Raw genomic sequence first — 18,754 nt, 5'->3', positions numbered from 1 at the left:
GACATGACAGATGGTGCGCAGCCGACCGGCCGGGTGGCCGGCAAGCGTGTCCTGATCACCGGCGCCGCACGTGGCATGGGTCGCAGCCACGCGGTCCGGCTCGCCGAAGAGGGCGCCGATCTCATCCTGGTGGATATCTGCCGGTCGCTTCCGGATATCGAATACCCGCTGTCCTCCCCTGAGGACCTCGCCGAAACGGCCCGTCTGGTCGAAAAACTGAACCGCCGCGTCGTGACCAAGATCGTGGACATACGCGATGCGGCCGCACTCGCAAAGGCCGTCGACGAGGGCGTGGGCGAACTGGGCGGGCTGGATGCCGTGGTAGCCAATGCCGGCGTGCTGACCGCAGGCACATGGGATACCACGACTGCCGAGCACTGGCGGACCGTGGTCGATACCAACCTGATCGGGACCTGGAATACGTGCGCGGCGGCACTGCCACACCTGGTCGAGCGCGGCGGCAGCATTGTCAATATCAGCTCGGCGGCTGCCATCAAGGGCACCCCGCTGCACATTCCGTACACCGCGTCCAAGCTCGGTGTCGTCGGCCTGAGCAAGGCTCTTGCCAATGAGCTTGCGGCACAGAATATTCGCGTCAATACGGTGCACCCGACCGGTGTCGCGACCGGAATGAATCCCGCATCACTGTTCGCACTTCTCACCGAGGTTCGGGCGGATCTGGCGCCGTTGTTCGGCAATGCACTCCCCGTCCCGTTGATCGACGCACTCGATATCAGCAACGCCGTGCTGTACCTGATCTCGGATGAGGGCCGGTATGTGACCGGCCTGGAGTTCAAGGTCGACGCCGGCGTCACCCTCAAATAAGTGTCGCACTGTGGCGCGCGCACGGACATCGGTCGTGGCGCGCGCACGGACTACCGACTCAGAAGGCGGAATTCATGACAACCGAAACGGTGGACAACACCAGCCTGGCACGCTCGAAGCGCGGCAAGCACGAATTCGGCGAGGTGATGACCTTCCCGGCCCCGGACGATACCAGCCCGGCGATCGCCAACGGCCTGGTCGACTTCGTGTTCGCCGAGATCTGGACGCGCCCCGGACTTACCCGGCGTGAACGGCGTTTCATCACACTGTCCTGTGTCGCGGACGCAGACGCCGAGCAACCGATCATCGACCATGTCTATGCGGCCCTCAACAGCGGCGACATATCCATCACCGAAATTCGCGAAGCGGTACTGCATTTCGCGGTCTACGCCGGCTGGCCCAAAGCGTCCCGACTCAACATGATCGTCGACCAGCAGTGGGAGCGCATCAATCGCGAACGCGGACAAGAAGTTCCGCCTCCGGAACCGCTGCTTCCGCTCGAGACCCCCAGTGATCCGGAAGCTCGGCTGGCCCGCGGCGAGCAGTCGTTCATGGACGTCAACTGCCTGCCCTACTTTCCGGACCGGAACAACCCGTACCAGGGCGCGGGAATCCTCAACTTCGTATTCGGCGAGATGTGGCTGCGGCCCGGCCTCGGCATGAAAGAGCGCCGATTGATCACCGTCGCATGCGTAGCGTTCCAAGACGCGCCGTACCCGATCATGTCGCATGTGTATGCCGCGCTGAAGAGCCGGGACCTGTCCTTCGTCGAAATGGACGAATTCGCACTGCATTTCGCCGCCTACTACGGCTGGCCGAAAGCCAGCCACCTCAACCAGGTGATCGCGGAACAGAAGCCGCGTGTCCTGGCGGAATGGGAGACCGAAAGCGGAAAGACGCCATAGGAGCACAAATGCCTACAACTACCCACACCCGCCAACCATCCGAGGACCTCCTGCGGGGTGGGTTGGTCATCGGAGGAGACCGGCTCGACCACTCGTCCGGGGGCACCCACGAACACATCTACCCGGCTACCGGCCGGCCTAATGCGACGGTTCAGTTGGCCGGTCCCGCAGAGATCGACCAGGCGGTCGACTCCGCCTGGAACGCGCACCGGGAATGGATATCGTTCACCGCCGACAAACGACGCGATCTGCTGATCGACCTCGCCGATGCCGTGCAAGAGAACATGGCCGATCTCAACCGGCTCAACATCCATGACTATGCGGTGCCGATGTCGCTGGCCATCAACACGATTCTGCTCGAGCGCTTCCTGCGACACTTCGCGGGATACGTCGACAAGCCGCATGGTCTCAGCACGCCGGTGGCCGGCTCTCCCGACCTTAACCTCATCGAACGCGAGCCTTACGGCGTTGTCGGCGTAATCGCCCCGTGGAACGGTTCCATGGTCGTCGCCGCGTCGGGTGTCGCTCCCGCGCTGGCGGCCGGCAATGCCGTGGTGTTGAAACCGTCGGAACTGGCCCCCTTCGCCGCCCTGCGGTTCGGTGATTTGTGCGCGCAAGTGGGATTGCCGCCTGGTCTGGTCAACGTCACACCCACGCGGGCCGAGGGCGGCGACGCCCTGGTGCGGCACCCACGCGTGCGCAAGATCCACTTCACCGGCGGCGGTGAGACTGCCCGCAAGATCCTCGCCGCCGCCGCGGTGAACCTCACGCCAGTGGTCACCGAGCTGGGCGGCAAGTCGGCCAACCTCGTATTCCAGGACGCGGACCTCGACGCCGCCGCGCAGCTGGCCGCATTTCAAGGTCCCATTGTGCAGTCCGGGCAGAGTTGCGCCTGCGGGAGCCGCATCCTCGTGCACGAGTCCATATACGACCCCTTCATGGAGAAATTCGTCGCCGTGATCGAGGCCGCGAAAGTCGGCGATCCCTTCGATCCCACGGTCATGTTCGGACCGGTGGTCAGTGCGGGAGACGCCGATCGCATCCTCGGCGTCATCGATCGGGCCGTTAACGATAAGGCCGGCGAGCTGATCACCGGCGGCAAGCGCATCGGCGGAGACCTGGCCGAGGGCTATTACATTCAGCCCACAGTCTTCGGCAACGTCGACAACCGCTCGGCGCTGGCACAGATCGAAACCTTCGGACCGGTGGTGTCGGTAATCAAGTTCACCGACGAGGCAGAGGCCATCCGGATCGCCAACGACAGCCCCTACGGGTTGAACGCATTTATCCAGACCACCAACCTGACCCGGGCGCATCGGGTCGCGCGGCAACTACAAGCCGGCTCCATCTGGATCAATCAACTCAGCGATATCTCACCGCAGGGACCTTACGGCGGTTACAAGCAGAGCGGCCACGGTCGCACCGGCGGGCTCGACGGGCTCTACGAATTCCTTCAGGTCAAGAACATCCGAATCGGAATGAGCTGACCGCGAGCTACGGGCGCCGGAGAAAGCTACGGCCGGTGCCCGACTGCTCGGCCAGAGCTTGGGCCGCGCTCGTCCCGAGATACCGGCTGATTCGCGCGAGCCCGGGTCGTTTGACAAGCACATCGGCAAGCGTACGCTTCGAACTATCTAGTTCGTTGTATTCGCCTCAGCTTCGAGCGGAAGTTATCGGCGAACTTCCGTCGAGCGTGCGCTGTCGACAGACGCCCCGGTAAGTCAAGGAGTCGAAATGACCGAACAGACCGTGCTGATCACCGGTTCCACCGACGGTCTCGGGCGACATCTGGCACTGCGGCTGGCCCAGTCCAAGGCGCGAGTTCTCGTGCACGGACGCGATAGGGAGCGGGCGCAGCAGGTACGCGCGGAGATCCGCGCGGCGGGCGGCCCGGACCCGGAGGTTCTCCTCGCCGACTTGTCGTCGTTGCGGGAGGTCGACCAGCTGGCCGAGCAGGTGCGTCGCCGGGCTGACCGGCTCGACGTGCTGATCAACAACGCCGGTGTCGGATTCGGTGCTCCGGGTGCACCGCGACAAGTCAGCATCGATGGTTTCGAACTGCGCTTAGCGGTCAACTATCTCGCGGTTTATCGGCTCACCCGGCAGTCGCTGCCGCTGCTGACCTCCTCCGCCCCGTCACGAGTGGTCAATATCGCTTCGATCGGGCAGGAACCGCTCGACTTCGGTGACCTGAACTTCGAGCACGATTACGACGGGTCCGCAGCCTACCGACGCGGCAAGCTCGCCGAGATCATGTTCACCTTCGATCTTGCCGAGCAACTGCGCTCCTCCGGTGTCACCGTGACGGCAGTACACCCTGCCACGTTTATGAACACCACGATGGTGCGTGAGTTCGGCGGCTCGCCACTGAGCACCGTCGAACAGGGCGGCGCCGCTGTGCTGCGGCTGGTCACCGACGACGTTCCCACCGGCGCCTACTTCAATGGTCAGAAACAATCCCGCGCCAACGAGCAGGCATACGATCCGGCTATCCGCGCCGAACTACGTCGGCGCACAGACGAGTTGATTGCGTCAGCTCTCGGGTAGCACATCCAGTTGGTTCGCCGACCTCACCCCCAGTAGCCTGCGCCATTACGCCGTGTCACCCTGATCCGAGAGCAGGAGATCGGCGAGTTCGGCGAGCAGCGTACTCGCCCGCCGGGCTGCGACCGGATCCCCGAGCGCGGTCACCAGAGCGTCGTCCATACGCGGTGCGGTTCGGCGAGCGATGGCCTTGAACAGCACATCGGTCGGATAGACGAGCGTGCGGCGGCGATCGTTCGGGTCGATGTCGGTTGCGAGCAACGCGTCGTCGACCAGGCGCGCGATGCACTCGGACACATGCGCCTGGGAGAAGCCGGTTCGTTCGGTGATCTCACGAACCGAACTACCCGGATTGTCGAGGACATCGCTCAGCACGGCAATCTCGCCCTCCGGGGGAAGCTCATCGGCGGATTCCAGACCGACCTGGCGTGCGAGTTCGATCAGATACCTGCCAAGTCGATGAAGCCGTCTGCCGTCCACACGGCCAGCATAGCGGCGAGCCATCAATCGGTAACGATATATTGTCGCGTATACATCGGCACCGATACATTTCAAAGCGCCTCCGAAACCACGGAACCTCGCCTACCCTGGTTGAGAATCGCGTTATCGCCGATGGTAGCAATGCATTATCAAAGGCAGGTTTTATATGGGTGATCCAACTCAGGTCCGTCACACCCGGTCGACTCGGGGATGGTGGCGCAGCCCAGTCATCGTCCTGTTGATTGTGACGGTGTGCTCTTCCTGGCAGCCGGCGTGGGCGAATCCCCCGTCGCCGGGGAACGTGGTCACCGTAGACCCGGAAGACCGGTTACACGTGAAGGCCGATGTCAAGGAGCTACCGGTGCCGCCGACAGCGCCGTCCACCGATACCGGATCGTGCACACAGGCACTCAATCCGCACGGCACCGGTTGTGTCAGTCCGGGCTGGGGCGCGCTGGGCGCAGTGGGCACATACTGGCCGTCGAGCGATTACGCGCTCGTCGGTGCGGTATTCGCCGGTGCGCCAGCTTCGGGTCCGGGCAGCACCTACGGCGGCCCGCAGGTGCTGCTGGTGCACACCGATGGCAAAACCTTTCCCAACGGCGACGGTTGGAAGTGCCTGACCTGCGGCGTGCCCTATCCGGTCGACTTCAGTGACAACAAGGACTACACCTATCCGATCAACGGTTTCCACGACGGTAAGCGGGCCCTGGCCGGTGCCGCCGTCATCGACTGTGGCCAGTACGAGTTCGCGGACGACAAGTGCACACCTGAGCAGCTGCATGCCTATCCCCTGTACTGGAACGATGGGTCCGGCAAGCCAGGGCCGCTGCGGGAGCCACGCCTGAATCCCGACGACAAGCACATGGGCTTCAGCTATATACCGCCGTCCCAGGATGTCCTGGCCGAGTACGCATTCGTGGGCACACTGCGTTTCGATCAGGCGAACAGCCGCTACGCCCTCGACGACGTGCGGGTACTTGGCAACCCGGACCCCAAGTTCCAGCCCTACACGGTCGACGGCGGCAAGCTGAAGTTCAACCCCGCCGGGATGATCGGCGAGTTCCGGGGCTGGAGTGCCGACGGGAAGTCCGCTCTCGGTATCCAGATGTACGAATCCGACAGTGTCGACATGTGGGCGACCGACAACGCTACCGGTAGGTCGCGTCCGCTGACCCGGCACGCGATGTACACCGACCCGGCCTACACCTCGCCCGATGGCAAACATTTCCTGTCGGAACAGGTGATCGGTTCCGGCCGGCTGGATTTCATCTCCGGCCTGCAAGGTATTCCGCCGCTGACCGACCAGTTGCCGACCACCGGCCACGTCTCGGGTATCCGCAACAACGGAGATCGCCGGTTCTTCCATCCGTATCTGGTCGACGCCGACTCCGGACGCAGCGTGGACCTCGATGCCGGTGGCGACCCGAATTGGAATGCCGCCGCAGACCCCTCTTGGCTGGCCGACAGCACCGCGGCGGTATGGGCGGAGAACCTGGTCACCGCACCGGCCTGCGGTGGCGGCAACCCGCTGCCCTGCCCGGCATCCAGCGAGCCGGGCGGTCGGCACAGCCGGGTGATGATCGCGCGCTTCGACGGATTCGAGCCGACCCCGCCACCAACCGTGGGGCCCATGCCCGAGGTCGCTTGGGGCTTGGACTACCACCCCGGTAACGAGCTGCCAGCCCTTCCGCACCTGCCCGGCGGCACCTATACGCTCGCGGGCGAGAAGGGCGGCGAAGCGAAGGTGGTGATCACCGAAAATCCGTCGAAAGTGCGGATCTCGAAGATCGAGGTCACCTACACCGACTTCAGCGACGACTCCAACGCCACCATCAATGGCACCGAAAGCGTGGAACGCGGGTCCGACGTCGACATCTCGGCGATCACCTGGCACGAGAACCTCCAGGTGTCCGGTCGACACCAGGGCACCAAGGTCACCAGCGAACCCGAAGGCTTCACGCTGTCACCCGCGGCGCTACAGAGCAGGTTCCAGGCCACCGGCACCATGACAACGACGATCGACGGAAAGACCTACACCCAGCCGGTCAACGGGGCATAGCTGAATCATCTCCGGCGGCGGAAACGTGACGTTCCGCTGCCGGAGAAAGCTACATATGGCGAATTAGTGTCACCGATTGCGAGCGGCAATCGGCGATTTTCTATGCGCGTGACATAAATTGATCGCTTCCCCGGGAACGAAAAGTCTGCGCTGGACATACAACGCCGCAGTGTGTAAGCGCCCGTTCATGAACCCGCCGACAAAATATTCGTGAGACCCTTGTCACAGGTCGACATCCCTGCTTAGGGTGTATCGGTAGCGATCGAAAAACGAATTCGGGTCCAGCCGGGAACACTTGTTCGGAAGTTTCCCAGAACGGCCGCACGGGCAACTCGAATGCCCGGCTGAAATTTGTATTCGTCGTGCTGCCGACCGGATACCGCCGCACTCCCCCGATCAGCTACGAAGCAACCGCCTTCCGAAGACCGTCGGTACAGGCGACCGCTCTAGTCGACGCGGCAACAGGGCCGTGCCGATTACCTCTTCGCTCGACGAGATGGAAACCGATGGCTGCTCGACCCGTTGATCCGACTTCCTCCAGAGTCATGCAAGCGCACCCGCTGTCTCGTGCTGCGGCCGAGGCACGAAAGCACCGTCAGCGATATCAACTGGTGGTGATCGCGCCAGGAGTTACCGAGGTCGTGCGATCCGTGGGCGGCTGGCTCTTCGATCGGGCGATGGCCGGATGGGATGTGACCGCCATGGTCGCCGATCACGCGAACACGCGGCCGCTGGATATCCTCGGAGTACGGGTCGTCGACTTTGAAGAGTCGTTGACGTCGCCGGTGCGCAGCCCGTTGCCGCAGGCCATCGCCATCGACGCCGACTTCTGCGCTGGGGATACGCGGATCCATGACGGCCTGGTCGATATCTTCGACCACGTACTGATCGATCAAGTAGCTCTCTGGGGCGAGGTGTACCCCAGAGACATCAGTGGTCGGATTGATTCGGTCCAGCATCGCCTCAGCGCTGCCGCGCGAACATTCAAGGCGCGGGCGCTCGCGGCCGCTACCGCCTCGGTCGAAGCGGTCACGCCCACCGAACGGTTTCGCAGCTGCGCACTCTATCCGGGTGGAGACAGTTTCGGCGATCTCGTTCCTGCTGAGCGCTGAGGGCGCCTCGGAGGAGTTGGGTCGGCCGTCAGCGAAGTTCATCCATCAGCGCGAGTGTCGTTTCGGCTGCGGTGAGAACCAGACCCTGCGGAGCGTCGGCTCGGACGGCGAGAGCTGTCACCAGCCCCACATCCTTGCGCAGCAAATCGCTCGCATGGATCGCCAACTGTTGCAGACTCCCGCCTAGCGGCGCGATGGTTCCCAGGGCGAAGCTGTTCCCGGTGCCATGGGCGATGACCTCACCCAGCAGCGCCGGGTCTACCCCAAGGGCGCGGCCGAGATCGAACGCCGTGGCCGCAGTGGCGAGGTTGGCAGTGAACAGCAGATTGTTGAGCAGCTTCGCGACCTGCCCGGCGCCCAACTCGCCGAGATGGACAACGTGGCCGGCGTAGGTGTCGAACACCGGACGGCATCGCTCGACGACACCTGCCTCACCACCGACCATCACCAGCAACCTCCCCGCCGCAGCGGCCTGGCCGCCGCCACTGACCGGCGCGTCCACCACTGAAACGCCCTGGGCAGCAGCCTTCTTCGCGAGCTCGCGGCAGGTGTCGGGGTGCACCGTGCTGTGCACCGCGAGCATGCCACCGCTTGCCAGCCCGGCCAGCACACCCTCCGCGCCGTCGACCACCTCTGCGACATCGGCGTCGCCGACCACGCACAGGCAGACAAGATCACTGTCCGCGGCGAGCGCAGCCGGCGACGGTGCCACTGTCGCGCCGGTATCGGCGAACTCGGCCAGCGTCTGCGATCGACGCGCCCACAGCGTGGTCTGGTAGCCCGCTTCCGCGATACGGCGGGCCATGGGACCGCCCTGACTGCCGAGTCCGATGAATCCGATGCGCATCGTCAGTCCTCCAGAATGAATTCTCTTTGTCGGTGTCGGGGGCCGTCTTTCAGCTTTTGTGTCGGCGTCGCTGTAGCAACAGAAGAATCGCCAGCAGCACGGCCGCCGCGGCCGGTGGACCGTATCGCTTCAGGTTGCCCATACCAGCCGCCTCGAGCAGGTCGATCGGTTCGGCGGACCTACGTGGCGGAGTGACCGTACTCGCCGGGCCGTCGGTGGTTGTCGGCTTCACAGAGTCGGCCGAAATGTGATCGTCTGACAACACTGCGGATTCCGATGCAGCTGTCGGCGTCGGGCCAGGGGCCGCAGTAATTTCCTCGGCGAGATTTGTGGCGAACTGCCCGATGAGCGTCGCGGCTACTTCGGCAAGGGTGCCCCGCCCGAATTGCGCGGGTTTCCCGGTAATTGCGAGATCGGTCTCCACGAATACGGATGTTGCACCGCCGGATTCAGTCAGTCGGCAGGTGATCACGGCCTGCGCGGTCCCGTTGCCGCGAGCCTCGCGGCCACCCCCCTCGAGCACCGCGACCCGGGTCGTCTCGTCGGTCGACCGGAACTTGATGACGCCGGTATAGGCCAGACCGACAGGACCGAGTTTGACCTTGATCTTGCCGTTGTAACCGTCAGCGCCCTTGCCGGTGAGCACCGCCCCCGGCACACAGGGCGCGATCCGCTCGATGTCGAGCAACACATCCCAGGCGTCCGCCACCGGAACGGGAATACTGAACGTGTTTTCGAGCTTCATGCGGGATCCTTCACAGCGCTGCTCTTTTCCGCCGCCGCTCGGACGGCCTTCATAATTCCCTGATATCCGGTGCAGCGGCAGAGGTTTCCGGAGAGCGCGTCTCGGATCTCCTCGTCGGTAGGTTCGGGATTGTCGCGCAGAAAGGCGGTGACGGTTACGACGAAACCTGGTGTACAGAAACCACATTGGAGACCATGGTGATCACGGAACGCGGTTTGTACGGGCGACAGTTCCCCGGTGGGCGTGGCCAGTCCTTCCACGGTCGTGACCTCGGAACCGTCGGCCTGCACCGCGAATACCAGACAGGCCCGGACCGCGTCGCCATCGAGCAGCACCGTACACGCTCCACACACCCCGTGCTCGCAACCGAGATGAGTGCCGGTCAACCCACAGTCGACCCGGAGGAAGTCGGCGAGTGTGCGCCGGGGCGGCACACGTTTTCGGCGCTGAATCCCGTTGACCCGCAACTGAATCTCGACGTCAGTCATTGACAGCCTCCATTACTGCGCGCCGCCAGGCGCGCGCTACCATTGCCGCTCCTACGCGCCGGCGATAGTCCGCCGATCCGTGCAGATCGGATGGCACCGAATCCAGTCCCGCCACTGCGGTCCGACCCACCTCTTCTGCCTCGGGCTCGATCGCGGCGCGGCCGATCAGCTCGGCCTCGACAGCACCTGCGCGAACAGCCGTCGGGCCTAGGCCGAACAACCCGATCGCGCACCGGTCGATGGCCGAATCCGCGTCCAGTCGCACCGCGACGGTGGCGCCCGCCATCGCGAAATCACCGCTGCGGCGGGCGAATTCCTCGATCGCGAAGCCGCACCTGCCCTGTCGCACCGGGAGGACGATGCCGGTCAGCAATTCGTCCTCGGCCAGATCGGTACTCCATATCCCGGTGAAGAATTCGGCGGCGGGAATGGTCCGCTGTCCGCGCGGTGACCGCGCCTCGAACTGCGCGTCGAGCGTCAATGCCACCGCCGGATACTCGGCCGCCGCATCGGCATGGGCCATCGATCCCCCAATCGTGCCTCGGTTGCGGATCTGGAAGTGCCCGATCAGCGGGGTGGCGCGCGCCAACAACGGAACCGACCGGCGGATCTCCGCCGATTTACCGACAGTGGAATGCGTTGTCCCAGAACCGATCCAAACCGAATCGCCACGCCGCTCGATGCCGCGTAGTACATCCAGTCGGCGCAGGTCGACGAGGTGGTCGAACACCGCCAGACGCAGAGCCAGCATCGGCATCAGGCTCTGTCCCCCGGCGATCGCCTTGGCACCGTCTCCGAGTTCGGCCAATAGCTCGACGGCCTCTTGCACAGCGGTCGGCGCATGGTATTCGAACGGTGCGGGTTTCATGCCGACACGCTCCCAACTCGAGCGTCGTCGACCATCGCGACAATCGCGGCAGGAGTCAGTGGCAACCGGGAAATTTCCACCCCGAACGGGGCCAGGGCGTCGGCGACCGCGTTGACCACGGCGGGTGCCGAGCCGATCGCGCCGCCCTCGCCGACGCCCTTGTAGCCGCCCGGTCCAGGCCCCGGGGTCTCGATATGGGCGAGTTCGATGACCGGCACCTCGGTAGCAGTCGGTATCAGATAGTCCATGAACGTTGTGGTGACAGGGTTTCCGCTGTCGTCGTAGGCGAGGTGCTCGTAGAGTGCGCCCCCGATGCCCTGCACCGTGCCGCCGTAGATCTGCCCCTCCACCACATTGGGGTTGATCATCGGACCGCAGTCCTCGCTGACGATATAGCGCAGCAATGTAACCTTTCCGGTCTCGATATCCACCTCGCACGTGCACAGGTGCGTTGCGTTGGCCCAGATCATCGCGCTCTGTGCCCGATAGCGGCCGCTGTATTCCAGTCCTGGGGGCACACCGGGCGGCAACGAATCCGGCTGGAAGTAAGCGATGTGGGCGATGTCGGTCAACGACAATTCAGCGCTCGGCATCCCACGCACAGTGGCTCGCCCACGGGTGAATTCCACGTCATCGATCGCGGCCCCCAGACGATGCGCCGCGATGGCCAGAATCCGATCTCGAAGCACAGATGCCGTTTCCGCGATCGCCCCGGCCATCATCGAGCCGGAGCGGCTGCCGCCGGTACCGGCACCGAACGGTGTAAGGGCCGTATCGCCCTGGATGGTATGGACGTCGGCGATGTCCACACCGAGCGCGTCGGCGGCCAACTGGATCGCCGTGGTCTCGAGGCTGTTTCCCGAAGACCCACCGGCGAGGTACACGTTCACCTTGCCGGAAGGCTCGATTCGGATTGTCGCGCCTTCGGTGCCGTGGTACGGCGTCGACGCCGCAGTCGGTTCCAGGTAGGTGCAGGTGCCGACACCGAGATAGCGGCCCTGGACACGGGCCAGCTCCTGCTCGCGGCGAAAAGCGGGGTAATCGAGCATGTCGAGCGCCTGCTCGAAGGTCTCTCGCGGCGTGACGTCGGTGTACTGCATGCCGCATGGGTTGACCAGCGGTAAGTCCTCTCGATGCAGCATATTTCGGCGGCGCAGCTCAACCGGGTCGATGCCGAGCCGGCGAGCCGCGGTATCCAGCAGAACCTCCCGTGCCATCGATTCGAATTGCCAAGGCCCGCGGTAGGCAACTCGGCCAACAGTGTTGGAGTACAGCAGTTTCGTAGAGAACGTTGCCGCAGGCACTCGATACGGGCCGGGGAACAACATCCCGACGACAGCGGCGCCCGTGATCGGCGACGGCACCGGATAGGCCCCGACATTCTGTACGTAGTCGAGATCGGCGGCGAGAATTGTTCCGTCCTGATCGAAAGCCATTCGGGCCTCGCCGTGATCCTGGCGTGCCATCCCCGCCGAGATCAGATGTTCCTGCCGATCCTCGATCCATTTCAGCGCGACCGACACCTTGGTCGCGGCGAGCAGGACACAGATATCCTCACGTTGGACCACTACCTTCTGCCCGAAGCCGCCGCCGGTGTCGCGCACGATAACTCGTACGCGATGCTCGTCGATGCCGAGCAGCCGCGCGCAGAAGCCGCGCACCTCGTGTGGCGCTTGGGTGGAGCTCCAGATCGTCATCTCCGCCGTCGGTGCCGACCACTCGGCGACCACTCCCCTGGTCTCCATAGGCACGGGTACATAGGCCTGCTGGTAGATGGTCTGCCGCACCACATGCGCCGCCTCCTCGAACAGCGGCACCAACTCTTCGGCTGACCGACCTGTCAGTTGTCCCGCGATATTCCGCGGAAACCGCGAGTGCACGAGCGCGTCGGATTCCTCCGCCATCATGTAGTCGACCACGGCGGGCATTGGCTCGTAGTCGACGACGACCAGTTCCACCGCATCTTCGGCGATGTACCGATCAGATGCGACAACCAGCGCGACCGGATCTCCGACGAACCGCACCTCGTCCTCGGCCAGCGGCGGCCAATTCAAGGCCGGCAGATACGGGCCGTCGATCAGGTACGACTGATCGTGCACGCTGGGATTCAGGTCCGCCGCCAGGAAAACAGCGTAAACCCCATCCAACGCAAGCGCTTCGGCAATATCGACCGCGGTGATCCGTGCCCGGGCAAGCGGGCTGCGTACGAAGCAGGCGTGCAGCATGCCTGGACGTGACACGTCGTCGACAAACGACCCGGCGCCCGTCAGTAGCCGCGGATCCTCGATCCGAGGGACCCGGGTACCGGCATAGGTGTCGGCGCCTGTCTCAACGGTGCGCACCAGTCACCTCCACTCCGTCGATATTGGGCAATCAACCAGCATTGCTGCACTCGAACCTGTCAAATTGCCTATCGCAGCGTCGAGTGCGTGCTGTCCAACTGTCTAGCATCACGCTCGCCGACCTGTCAATATTGACGTATGACATCTTCGAGAGCCTCACTCTTGTAGATGAGAATGTAATTTCCACAACGGACTGGACTCGGGTGCTGTCCCGCCCGGCGACGATCATCACGGTCGGCGCCGTACGGCTCACCGGTATACGCACAACGAAAGGTGGACATGCGCGAACTGTCGGCAGAACTGCTCCGATGGCACGCCCAGCGAGCCGATTACGCCATCGCAACCGTGATCAACGTGAGCGGAAGTTCGCCGCGGCCACCCGGCGCGACTATGGCCGTAAACGCCGATGGTGCCGTCCTCGGCAGCATCTCGGGCGGCTGTGTGGAAGGTGCCGTGTACGACCTATGCCAACAGGTGCTGCGCTCAGGCGCGCCGACCCGAGAGTCCTTCGGCTACAACGATTCCGACGCTTTCGCCGTCGGATTGACCTGCGGCGGCACGGTGGAGGTGTTCGTCCATCCCGTCGGTTTACGCGATCACGACACTATGGCGAAGGCACTGTGTTCGACCGAGCCGGTGGCGCTGGTGCGGGACGTGAACACGGCCGAGTTGCGGGCGGTCGGCCCGGACTGGACATTCGCCGGGCCGGACAGCAGCGAGCCCGATGCTGGTGTGGTGACCGAGGTGCGGGCGATGCTCGATCTCGGCATCACCGGGATGCGGGTGATCGGTTGTGGCGAACGGGAAGTCACGGTGTTCGTGGACTCCTATGCACCGCCGCCACGGATGATCGTCTGCGGGGCAACCGATTTCACCACGGCCCTGTGCCGGATCGGGCGAGTGCTCGGCTACCGGGTCACCGTATGCGATGCACGATCGGTCTTCACGACGCCGACTCGGTTCCCTGAAGCCGATGAGATCGTGGTGGACTGGCCGCATCGGTATCTCGCTCGCACCCAGGTCGATTCCCGCACAGTGGTGTGCATGCTGACCCACGATCCGAAATTCGACATTCCCGCGCTGCAATTGGCGCTGCGGCTCCCGGTCGGATACGTCGGCGCGATGGGCTCGCGCCGTGCCGATGCCGACCGACGTTCACGTTTGCGCGCGGCCGGGCTCACCGACCAGGAGTTGGCCGCGCTGCACTCACCGATAGGATTGGAATTAGGCGGACGGACCCCTGAGGAGGTCGCGGTAGCGATCGGCGCCGAGATCATCGCCGTACGGCGTGGGGGGTCGACACAGCCGCTGTCCGCGACGGACCGGCCGATTCACGAAACATCGGATATGGAACGGTCATCGGCCTGATCCTCAGCCGAGGCGGTCGGCGGCTCCAGGATGTCCAGATAATGGTCGACGAGTGCGAACATCTCGTCGTGCCCCAGGGTGAAACCGAAGTTGGTTTCCGTCACGAGGATTCGCGGCAGACTCGACAGCAGAATCGACAACGTCAGCGGAGTGATCTTCTCGGTGTCGACTTTGCGCTCGCGCAGGATGAATGTGAAAGCGGTGACCTGAATTTCGCGGTAACGCCGGGCATAAGCCTCGAGATCGTTGCGAATCGCCTTTCGGTGGTTGGCCAGTGCGATGAATTCCTGCATCAGGGTGTTGCCCCGCGGATCCCTGGCCAGCTCCCACAGCGCATGCAGCGGCCGTGCCGAGGTCAGTGCCTGCCAGTGGCGCTTGAAGTTGGCCTCGGTGCCTTCGTTGAGGACCGCGAGAAACAGGTCTTCCAAGGTCGGGAAGTAGTAGTGCACCAGTGCCGGTTTCACGCCCGCCACGGCGGCTACGCGGCGCGTCGTCGCGGCCGCGTAGCCCTCCTCGGTCATGATCCGAGCGGTAGCGTCGAGCAGTACGCGCCGGGTCGCCGAGTCCTTCGCGCCTCGCCTGCGGGTGGACATGGTTCGACCGTATCATTGGGCAGCCGGACAGCGCCGCAGGTCCATACACCCCCAACGCCCCACATGACCCGTGCGTCGGCTGTTCCTGACGAATCAATCGACCGAACGAGCGGTTCGGGACGACTCGCCTCCACCGAAGTGGTCGGTAAGGGCGCGGGCGGCTCCCGCGATGACGGGACGCAATTGATCGACCGAATGGTCCGCCCCGAAGATCATCCGCCGCAGCTGCGGCATGGCCAGGCTCCAGCCCACCAGGCCGAGAGTCAAGAAGATCAACTCCCGGGAATCGCCCTGTTCGGACCTCATAGCGACCTGTGCAGCCAGAACCTTGTCCTGGTAATGCTCGGTACGCGCCGGTTCTTCCGGAACGAGGGCATCACCTAATTCCATTGCCTCCCATAGCAATAACCGCAACGCTTCGGGGTGTGCGCGATGGTAGTCGAACAACTTCGCGGCATAGCCGCCGAGGTCGGTGTCATCGAGGGGCACGGCTGCGGCAAGCTCGGTCATCGAGCGTTCCAGCACCGCCGCGAATAGCGCCTTCTTATCGCCGTAGTAGTCGTATAACGCTCGTTTGTTGGCCTGGGCATTGGCCGCGATTCGGTCGACCCGCGCGCCGGCGACGCCGTATTCGGCGAACTCCGTTGTCGCGGCATCGAGAATCCGCACCTTGGTCGCCGCCGAGTCGTATGCCACACCGCCATGGTAACGAAACAGTTCGTTTGACATTGTCAGCCGCCGCTACCGATAACCGCTGATCCCGATGCCGAATTCACCGCATGGGCAAGCGTGAATACGACCCGTATTGCCACTACATTCTCCGGACGAAGCGGCAGTTCCAGAACGCGTGGCTCGGCTTCATTCCCTACCGCAGGCCCGCTCACTGCCCCGGTGTGAAGGTGATGTGCAGTTTCCGCAGCCCGCGCAGCAGGAAGGTCGGCTCATACTCGTAATGGTGATGACCGGCAGGACCGTGCGCATCCTCATCTATGGCGATGTCACGCACCCGATCCAGCAGCCGGTTCAGGGTGACCTGTCCCTCGACCCGGGCCAGCGGTGCGCCGGCGCATGTGTGAATACCGCGGCCGAACGCGATGTGCTCGCGAGCGTTGCGTCGATCGAGCTGAAACTCGTCGGGGCTCTCGAACTTGCGGGGATCGCGATTGGCGGCGCCGATGCACAGCATCACCACAGTTCCGGCGGGTATATCGACATCACCTAGCCGAGTCGTCTTACGCGCCAACCGGAAATCCACCTTCGTCGGGCTCTCCGTCCGCAACGACTCTTCGATGAAACTACCGATCAGGCTACGGTCCTCCCGAACCTTCCGCTGCAGGTCGGGTCGCTCGCCCAGCACCCGCACCGCCGCGCTGAGCAGCTTGGTGACCGTTTCCTGACCGGCGGCGAAGAGGAAGGTCGCTGGGCGGACGAGCTCGATTATCTCGGGTATCGACCCATCCGGATAGGTTGTGGAGGCGAGGACACTCAAGATGTCCTCGCGGGGGGCGCGTCGACGGTCGCTGATGTAGGCGCCGAATGTCTCGTCCAACCACTCCAGCGGGTTGGTACCCACTGGTTCGTGGTCCAGTGCACCCACTCGGCTACCCGGCTTCTTATGCCCGGCCAAGGTGGCGCGGAACTTGTCGCGATCGCTGTCGGGGACGCCGAGCAGGTCGGCAATGGCTAGTGTGGCAAAGGGTTTGGCGTACTCTGCCAGGAACTCACAGCGGCCGTTCGCGATGAACTCATCGAGCTGACGATCGGTCAGCCGCCACATATAGTCTTCGTTTTCCTTCAGCCGTTTCGGCGTCAGCAACTTGCTCAGTAGCGAGCGCGTACGCGTGTGGTCCGGCGGATCCATGGTGACCATGTGCTCGAAGATCGGGAACTTGTGACGGTGTTCGGCGATCTGAGCGCTGATGTCATCGCCTTCGGGCACGAACGGCAGGGGCGGGAACGGCCCGCCTATCGAAACCGCAGCCGAATAAGCGTCCGTGTTCCGGAACGCCTCGATGGCCTCCTGATACCCGGTAACCACCACGACGCCGTAGCGCGGTTCCCGAAACACCGGGTTCAGGCTCCGCAGGTAGGCCAAGTACTCGTAAGGATCTTGGGCGATATCCGCATCGGAGAAGTAATCGACTGATGCCAGGTCGGTCATCTGTTGGTCGCCTTTCGTGGCAGGAGGACGGGAGTGGCGGCCGGTCGCGATTGTTCGCGGGGCCGGTCGATGGCCCCGTCTTGTCGGCGGCACGTATCGAACTCGAATGCTGTTCGATCGCACAAATTCAGACTGCCTATGCCTATCACGATTTGAGATAGCCGGTCAAGGACTTGTAAGCCGCAGGAGATCTCTCAGAACATGGCTGGCAACTCGAGGTAGTCCGCTACTCCGACAGGTGCCAAATCAGGCCAGAACAGGTCATATTCAGGCATTGACCCGCGATCGCCAATCGTCGCAGCGACAGAATCAGCCCCGGCCGAGCGCCGCGATGACGGGTCCTTCACCGGCGACCAGGCATTGACAGCGCGACCCTTTCGGAGCACAGTGTTTGAACAGTCGAACAGCATTAGCTGATCGGGTGAATATCGAGCATTCCGGTGCTCGAGCTGCGAAGAACGAGGTGGTATATGGCCGGGCGGGTCGAAAGCAAAGTCGCCTTCATTACTGGTGCGGCGCGTGGTCAGGGCCGCAGCCACGCGGTGCGGCTGGCGCAGGAAGGCGCCGACATCATCGCGATCGATGTCTGCAAGCCGGTCAGCGGCAGTAAGCAAATCGCGGCGTCCACGCCGGAGGATCTGGCCGAGACCGCGGATCTGGTGAAAGGTCTCGGCCGGCGCGTCGTCACGGCCGAGGTCGACGTCCGCGATTTCGACGCGCTGAAGGGCGTCGTCGACAGCGGCGTGGAGCAGCTGGGCCGGCTGGATATCATCGTCGCCAACGCGGGCATCGGCAACGGTGGTGCGACGCTGGACAAAACCAGCGAGCAGGACTGGAACACCATGATCGACATCAACCTGTCGGGGGTCTGGAAGACGGTGAAAGCCGGTGTGCCCCACTTGTTGTCGGGCGGGCGCGGCGGTTCGATCATCCTGACCAGCTCGGTAGGCGGACTCAAGGCCTACGCGAATACCGGTCACTACATCGCCGCCAAACACGGGGTGATCGGCCTCATGCGAACGTTCGCCGTCGAACTCGGCCAACATTCCATTCGGGTCAACTCGGTGTGCCCGACCAACGTCAATACGCCGATGTTCATGAACGAGGGCACAATGAAGTTGTTCCGCCCGGATCTCGAAAACCCGGGTCCTGACGACTTCGCCCCGGTCGCCCAATTCATGCATGTGCTGCCGATCGGCTGGGTCGAACCGATCGACATCAGCAATGCGGTGCTGTTCCTGGCCTCCGACGAGGCCCGTTACGTCACCGGGTTACCCGTAACCGTCGACGCCGGCAGCACACTGAAGTAGTTCGTCCAACCTGCGCGACGTGACGAGTGTGAAGCTGCCTCAGCCTTCTCGGCGCATGCAGACCCTCCATTCGTCACGCGCAGGGCTGCCGTCCACACGCACAG

Annotated in this window: 17 protein-coding genes; 8 read left to right on the top strand and 9 right to left on the bottom strand. The window is 63.7% G+C overall.

Translation table 11 applies throughout. The features are described 5' to 3' along the window. Positions 1 to 3: 3 nt before the first annotated feature. The 4 genes from ACZ60G_RS36155 (at position 4) to ACZ60G_RS36140 (ending at position 4,277) form a co-directional block, all read left to right on the top strand. The gene (locus tag ACZ60G_RS36155) at positions 4 to 825 is read left to right on the top strand and encodes a mycofactocin-coupled SDR family oxidoreductase (RefSeq protein WP_465816025.1); all 822 of its coding nucleotides are present in this window, start codon (positions 4 to 6) and stop codon (positions 823 to 825) included. A gap of 74 nt (positions 826 to 899) precedes the next feature. Further along, the gene (locus ACZ60G_RS36150; RefSeq protein ID WP_465816023.1) at positions 900 to 1,730 is read left to right on the top strand and encodes a carboxymuconolactone decarboxylase family protein; all 831 of its coding nucleotides are present in this window, start codon (positions 900 to 902) and stop codon (positions 1,728 to 1,730) included. An 8-nt stretch (positions 1,731 to 1,738) separates the two neighbouring features. Further along, on the top strand, positions 1,739 to 3,217 hold the full coding sequence (locus ACZ60G_RS36145) for an aldehyde dehydrogenase family protein (protein ID WP_465816021.1): 1,479 nt from the start codon (positions 1,739 to 1,741) through the stop codon (positions 3,215 to 3,217). Between the two features lie 247 nt (positions 3,218 to 3,464). After that, on the top strand, positions 3,465 to 4,277 hold the full coding sequence (locus ACZ60G_RS36140) for an SDR family NAD(P)-dependent oxidoreductase (protein WP_465816020.1): 813 nt from the start codon (positions 3,465 to 3,467) through the stop codon (positions 4,275 to 4,277). A 45-nt stretch (positions 4,278 to 4,322) separates the two neighbouring features. On the opposite strand, the gene ACZ60G_RS36135 is transcribed toward ACZ60G_RS36140, so the two are convergent. Further along, entirely contained in the window at positions 4,323 to 4,754 is a 432-nt protein-coding gene (locus ACZ60G_RS36135) for a winged helix DNA-binding protein (RefSeq protein ID WP_465816018.1), read from the bottom strand. Positions 4,755 to 5,115: 361 nt separating this feature from the next. Between ACZ60G_RS36135 and ACZ60G_RS36130 the strand changes: the two genes are divergently transcribed. Then, positions 5,116 to 6,816 (top strand): hypothetical protein, encoded by a 1,701-nt coding sequence (locus ACZ60G_RS36130; protein ID WP_465816016.1) that lies wholly within the window; start codon positions 5,116 to 5,118, stop codon positions 6,814 to 6,816. 677 nt (positions 6,817 to 7,493) lie between these two features. After that, the gene (locus ACZ60G_RS36125) at positions 7,494 to 7,928 is read left to right on the top strand and encodes a hypothetical protein (RefSeq protein ID WP_465816014.1); all 435 of its coding nucleotides are present in this window, start codon (positions 7,494 to 7,496) and stop codon (positions 7,926 to 7,928) included. A 28-nt stretch (positions 7,929 to 7,956) separates the two neighbouring features. On the opposite strand, the gene ACZ60G_RS36120 is transcribed toward ACZ60G_RS36125, so the two are convergent. From ACZ60G_RS36120 to ACZ60G_RS36100, 5 genes are read right to left on the bottom strand one after another with little or no spacing between them, the layout of a single operon-like run. After that, entirely contained in the window at positions 7,957 to 8,775 is an 819-nt protein-coding gene (locus tag ACZ60G_RS36120) for an NAD(P)-dependent oxidoreductase (RefSeq protein WP_465816013.1), read from the bottom strand. Positions 8,776 to 8,824: 49 nt separating this feature from the next. Further along, a complete protein-coding gene (locus tag ACZ60G_RS36115) occupies positions 8,825 to 9,520 on the bottom strand; it encodes an SRPBCC family protein (protein ID WP_465816011.1) in 696 nt (231 codons plus the stop codon). After that, the gene (locus ACZ60G_RS36110; protein WP_465816009.1) at positions 9,517 to 10,008 is read right to left on the bottom strand and encodes a (2Fe-2S)-binding protein; all 492 of its coding nucleotides are present in this window, start codon (positions 10,006 to 10,008) and stop codon (positions 9,517 to 9,519) included. The genes ACZ60G_RS36115 and ACZ60G_RS36110 overlap by 4 nt, the downstream gene beginning before the upstream one ends. Further along, complete coding sequence (locus ACZ60G_RS36105; RefSeq protein WP_465816007.1) at positions 10,001 to 10,876, bottom strand: FAD binding domain-containing protein; 876 nt, start codon at positions 10,874 to 10,876, stop codon at positions 10,001 to 10,003. Before ACZ60G_RS36105 ends, ACZ60G_RS36110 begins: the two co-directional genes overlap by 8 nt. Next, positions 10,873 to 13,218 (bottom strand): xanthine dehydrogenase family protein molybdopterin-binding subunit, encoded by a 2,346-nt coding sequence (locus ACZ60G_RS36100; protein WP_465816006.1) that lies wholly within the window; start codon positions 13,216 to 13,218, stop codon positions 10,873 to 10,875. The genes ACZ60G_RS36105 and ACZ60G_RS36100 overlap by 4 nt, the downstream gene beginning before the upstream one ends. A 279-nt stretch (positions 13,219 to 13,497) precedes the next feature. On the opposite strand from ACZ60G_RS36100, the gene ACZ60G_RS36095 reads away from it, so the two are divergent. Beyond that, positions 13,498 to 14,586 (top strand): XdhC family protein, encoded by a 1,089-nt coding sequence (locus ACZ60G_RS36095; protein WP_465816004.1) that lies wholly within the window; start codon positions 13,498 to 13,500, stop codon positions 14,584 to 14,586. Here ACZ60G_RS36095 and ACZ60G_RS36090 read toward each other — a convergent pair. From ACZ60G_RS36090 to ACZ60G_RS36080, 3 genes are all read right to left on the bottom strand, one after another. Beyond that, positions 14,550 to 15,179, bottom strand: a complete 630-nt coding sequence (locus ACZ60G_RS36090) for a TetR family transcriptional regulator (RefSeq protein WP_465816002.1) — start codon at positions 15,177 to 15,179, stop codon at positions 14,550 to 14,552. The genes ACZ60G_RS36095 and ACZ60G_RS36090 overlap by 37 nt on opposite strands. Before the next feature lie 93 nt (positions 15,180 to 15,272). Then, positions 15,273 to 15,875, bottom strand: a complete 603-nt coding sequence (locus ACZ60G_RS36085) for a TetR family transcriptional regulator (protein ID WP_465816000.1) — start codon at positions 15,873 to 15,875, stop codon at positions 15,273 to 15,275. Positions 15,876 to 16,059: 184 nt separating this feature from the next. Then, entirely contained in the window at positions 16,060 to 17,340 is a 1,281-nt protein-coding gene (locus tag ACZ60G_RS36080; protein ID WP_465815998.1) for a cytochrome P450, read from the bottom strand. Between the two features lie 470 nt (positions 17,341 to 17,810). Between ACZ60G_RS36080 and ACZ60G_RS36075 the strand changes: the two genes are divergently transcribed. Further along, complete coding sequence (locus ACZ60G_RS36075) at positions 17,811 to 18,650, top strand: mycofactocin-coupled SDR family oxidoreductase (RefSeq protein ID WP_465815996.1); 840 nt, start codon at positions 17,811 to 17,813, stop codon at positions 18,648 to 18,650. Positions 18,651 to 18,754 lie beyond the last annotated feature (104 nt).

The organism is Nocardia sp. NPDC102475 (assembly GCF_055584605.1).
The sequence above is the reverse complement of the archived record's forward strand: the minus strand, read 5'-3'. Positions and strand labels throughout refer to the sequence as shown.

What these genes read in the sequence shown, in the direction of transcription:
- ACZ60G_RS36155 (WP_465816025.1), top strand. Translation starts at nt 4, where the DNA reads ATGACAGATGGTGCGCAGCCGACCGGCCGGGTGGCCGGCAAGCGTGTC.
- ACZ60G_RS36150 (WP_465816023.1), top strand. Translation starts at nt 900, where the DNA reads ATGACAACCGAAACGGTGGACAACACCAGCCTGGCACGCTCGAAGCGC.
- ACZ60G_RS36145 (WP_465816021.1), top strand. Translation starts at nt 1,739, where the DNA reads ATGCCTACAACTACCCACACCCGCCAACCATCCGAGGACCTCCTGCGG.
- ACZ60G_RS36140 (WP_465816020.1), top strand. Translation starts at nt 3,465, where the DNA reads ATGACCGAACAGACCGTGCTGATCACCGGTTCCACCGACGGTCTCGGG.
- ACZ60G_RS36125 (WP_465816014.1), top strand. Translation starts at nt 7,494, where the DNA reads ATGGCCGGATGGGATGTGACCGCCATGGTCGCCGATCACGCGAACACG.
- ACZ60G_RS36120 (WP_465816013.1), bottom strand. Translation starts at nt 8,775, where the DNA reads ATGCGCATCGGATTCATCGGACTCGGCAGTCAGGGCGGTCCCATGGCC.
- ACZ60G_RS36115 (WP_465816011.1), bottom strand. Translation starts at nt 9,520, where the DNA reads ATGAAGCTCGAAAACACGTTCAGTATTCCCGTTCCGGTGGCGGACGCC.
- ACZ60G_RS36110 (WP_465816009.1), bottom strand. Translation starts at nt 10,008, where the DNA reads ATGACTGACGTCGAGATTCAGTTGCGGGTCAACGGGATTCAGCGCCGA.
- ACZ60G_RS36105 (WP_465816007.1), bottom strand. Translation starts at nt 10,876, where the DNA reads ATGAAACCCGCACCGTTCGAATACCATGCGCCGACCGCTGTGCAAGAG.
- ACZ60G_RS36095 (WP_465816004.1), top strand. Translation starts at nt 13,498, where the DNA reads ATGCGCGAACTGTCGGCAGAACTGCTCCGATGGCACGCCCAGCGAGCC.
- ACZ60G_RS36090 (WP_465816002.1), bottom strand. Translation starts at nt 15,179, where the DNA reads ATGTCCACCCGCAGGCGAGGCGCGAAGGACTCGGCGACCCGGCGCGTA.
- ACZ60G_RS36080 (WP_465815998.1), bottom strand. Translation starts at nt 17,340, where the DNA reads ATGACCGACCTGGCATCAGTCGATTACTTCTCCGATGCGGATATCGCC.
- ACZ60G_RS36075 (WP_465815996.1), top strand. Translation starts at nt 17,811, where the DNA reads ATGGCCGGGCGGGTCGAAAGCAAAGTCGCCTTCATTACTGGTGCGGCG.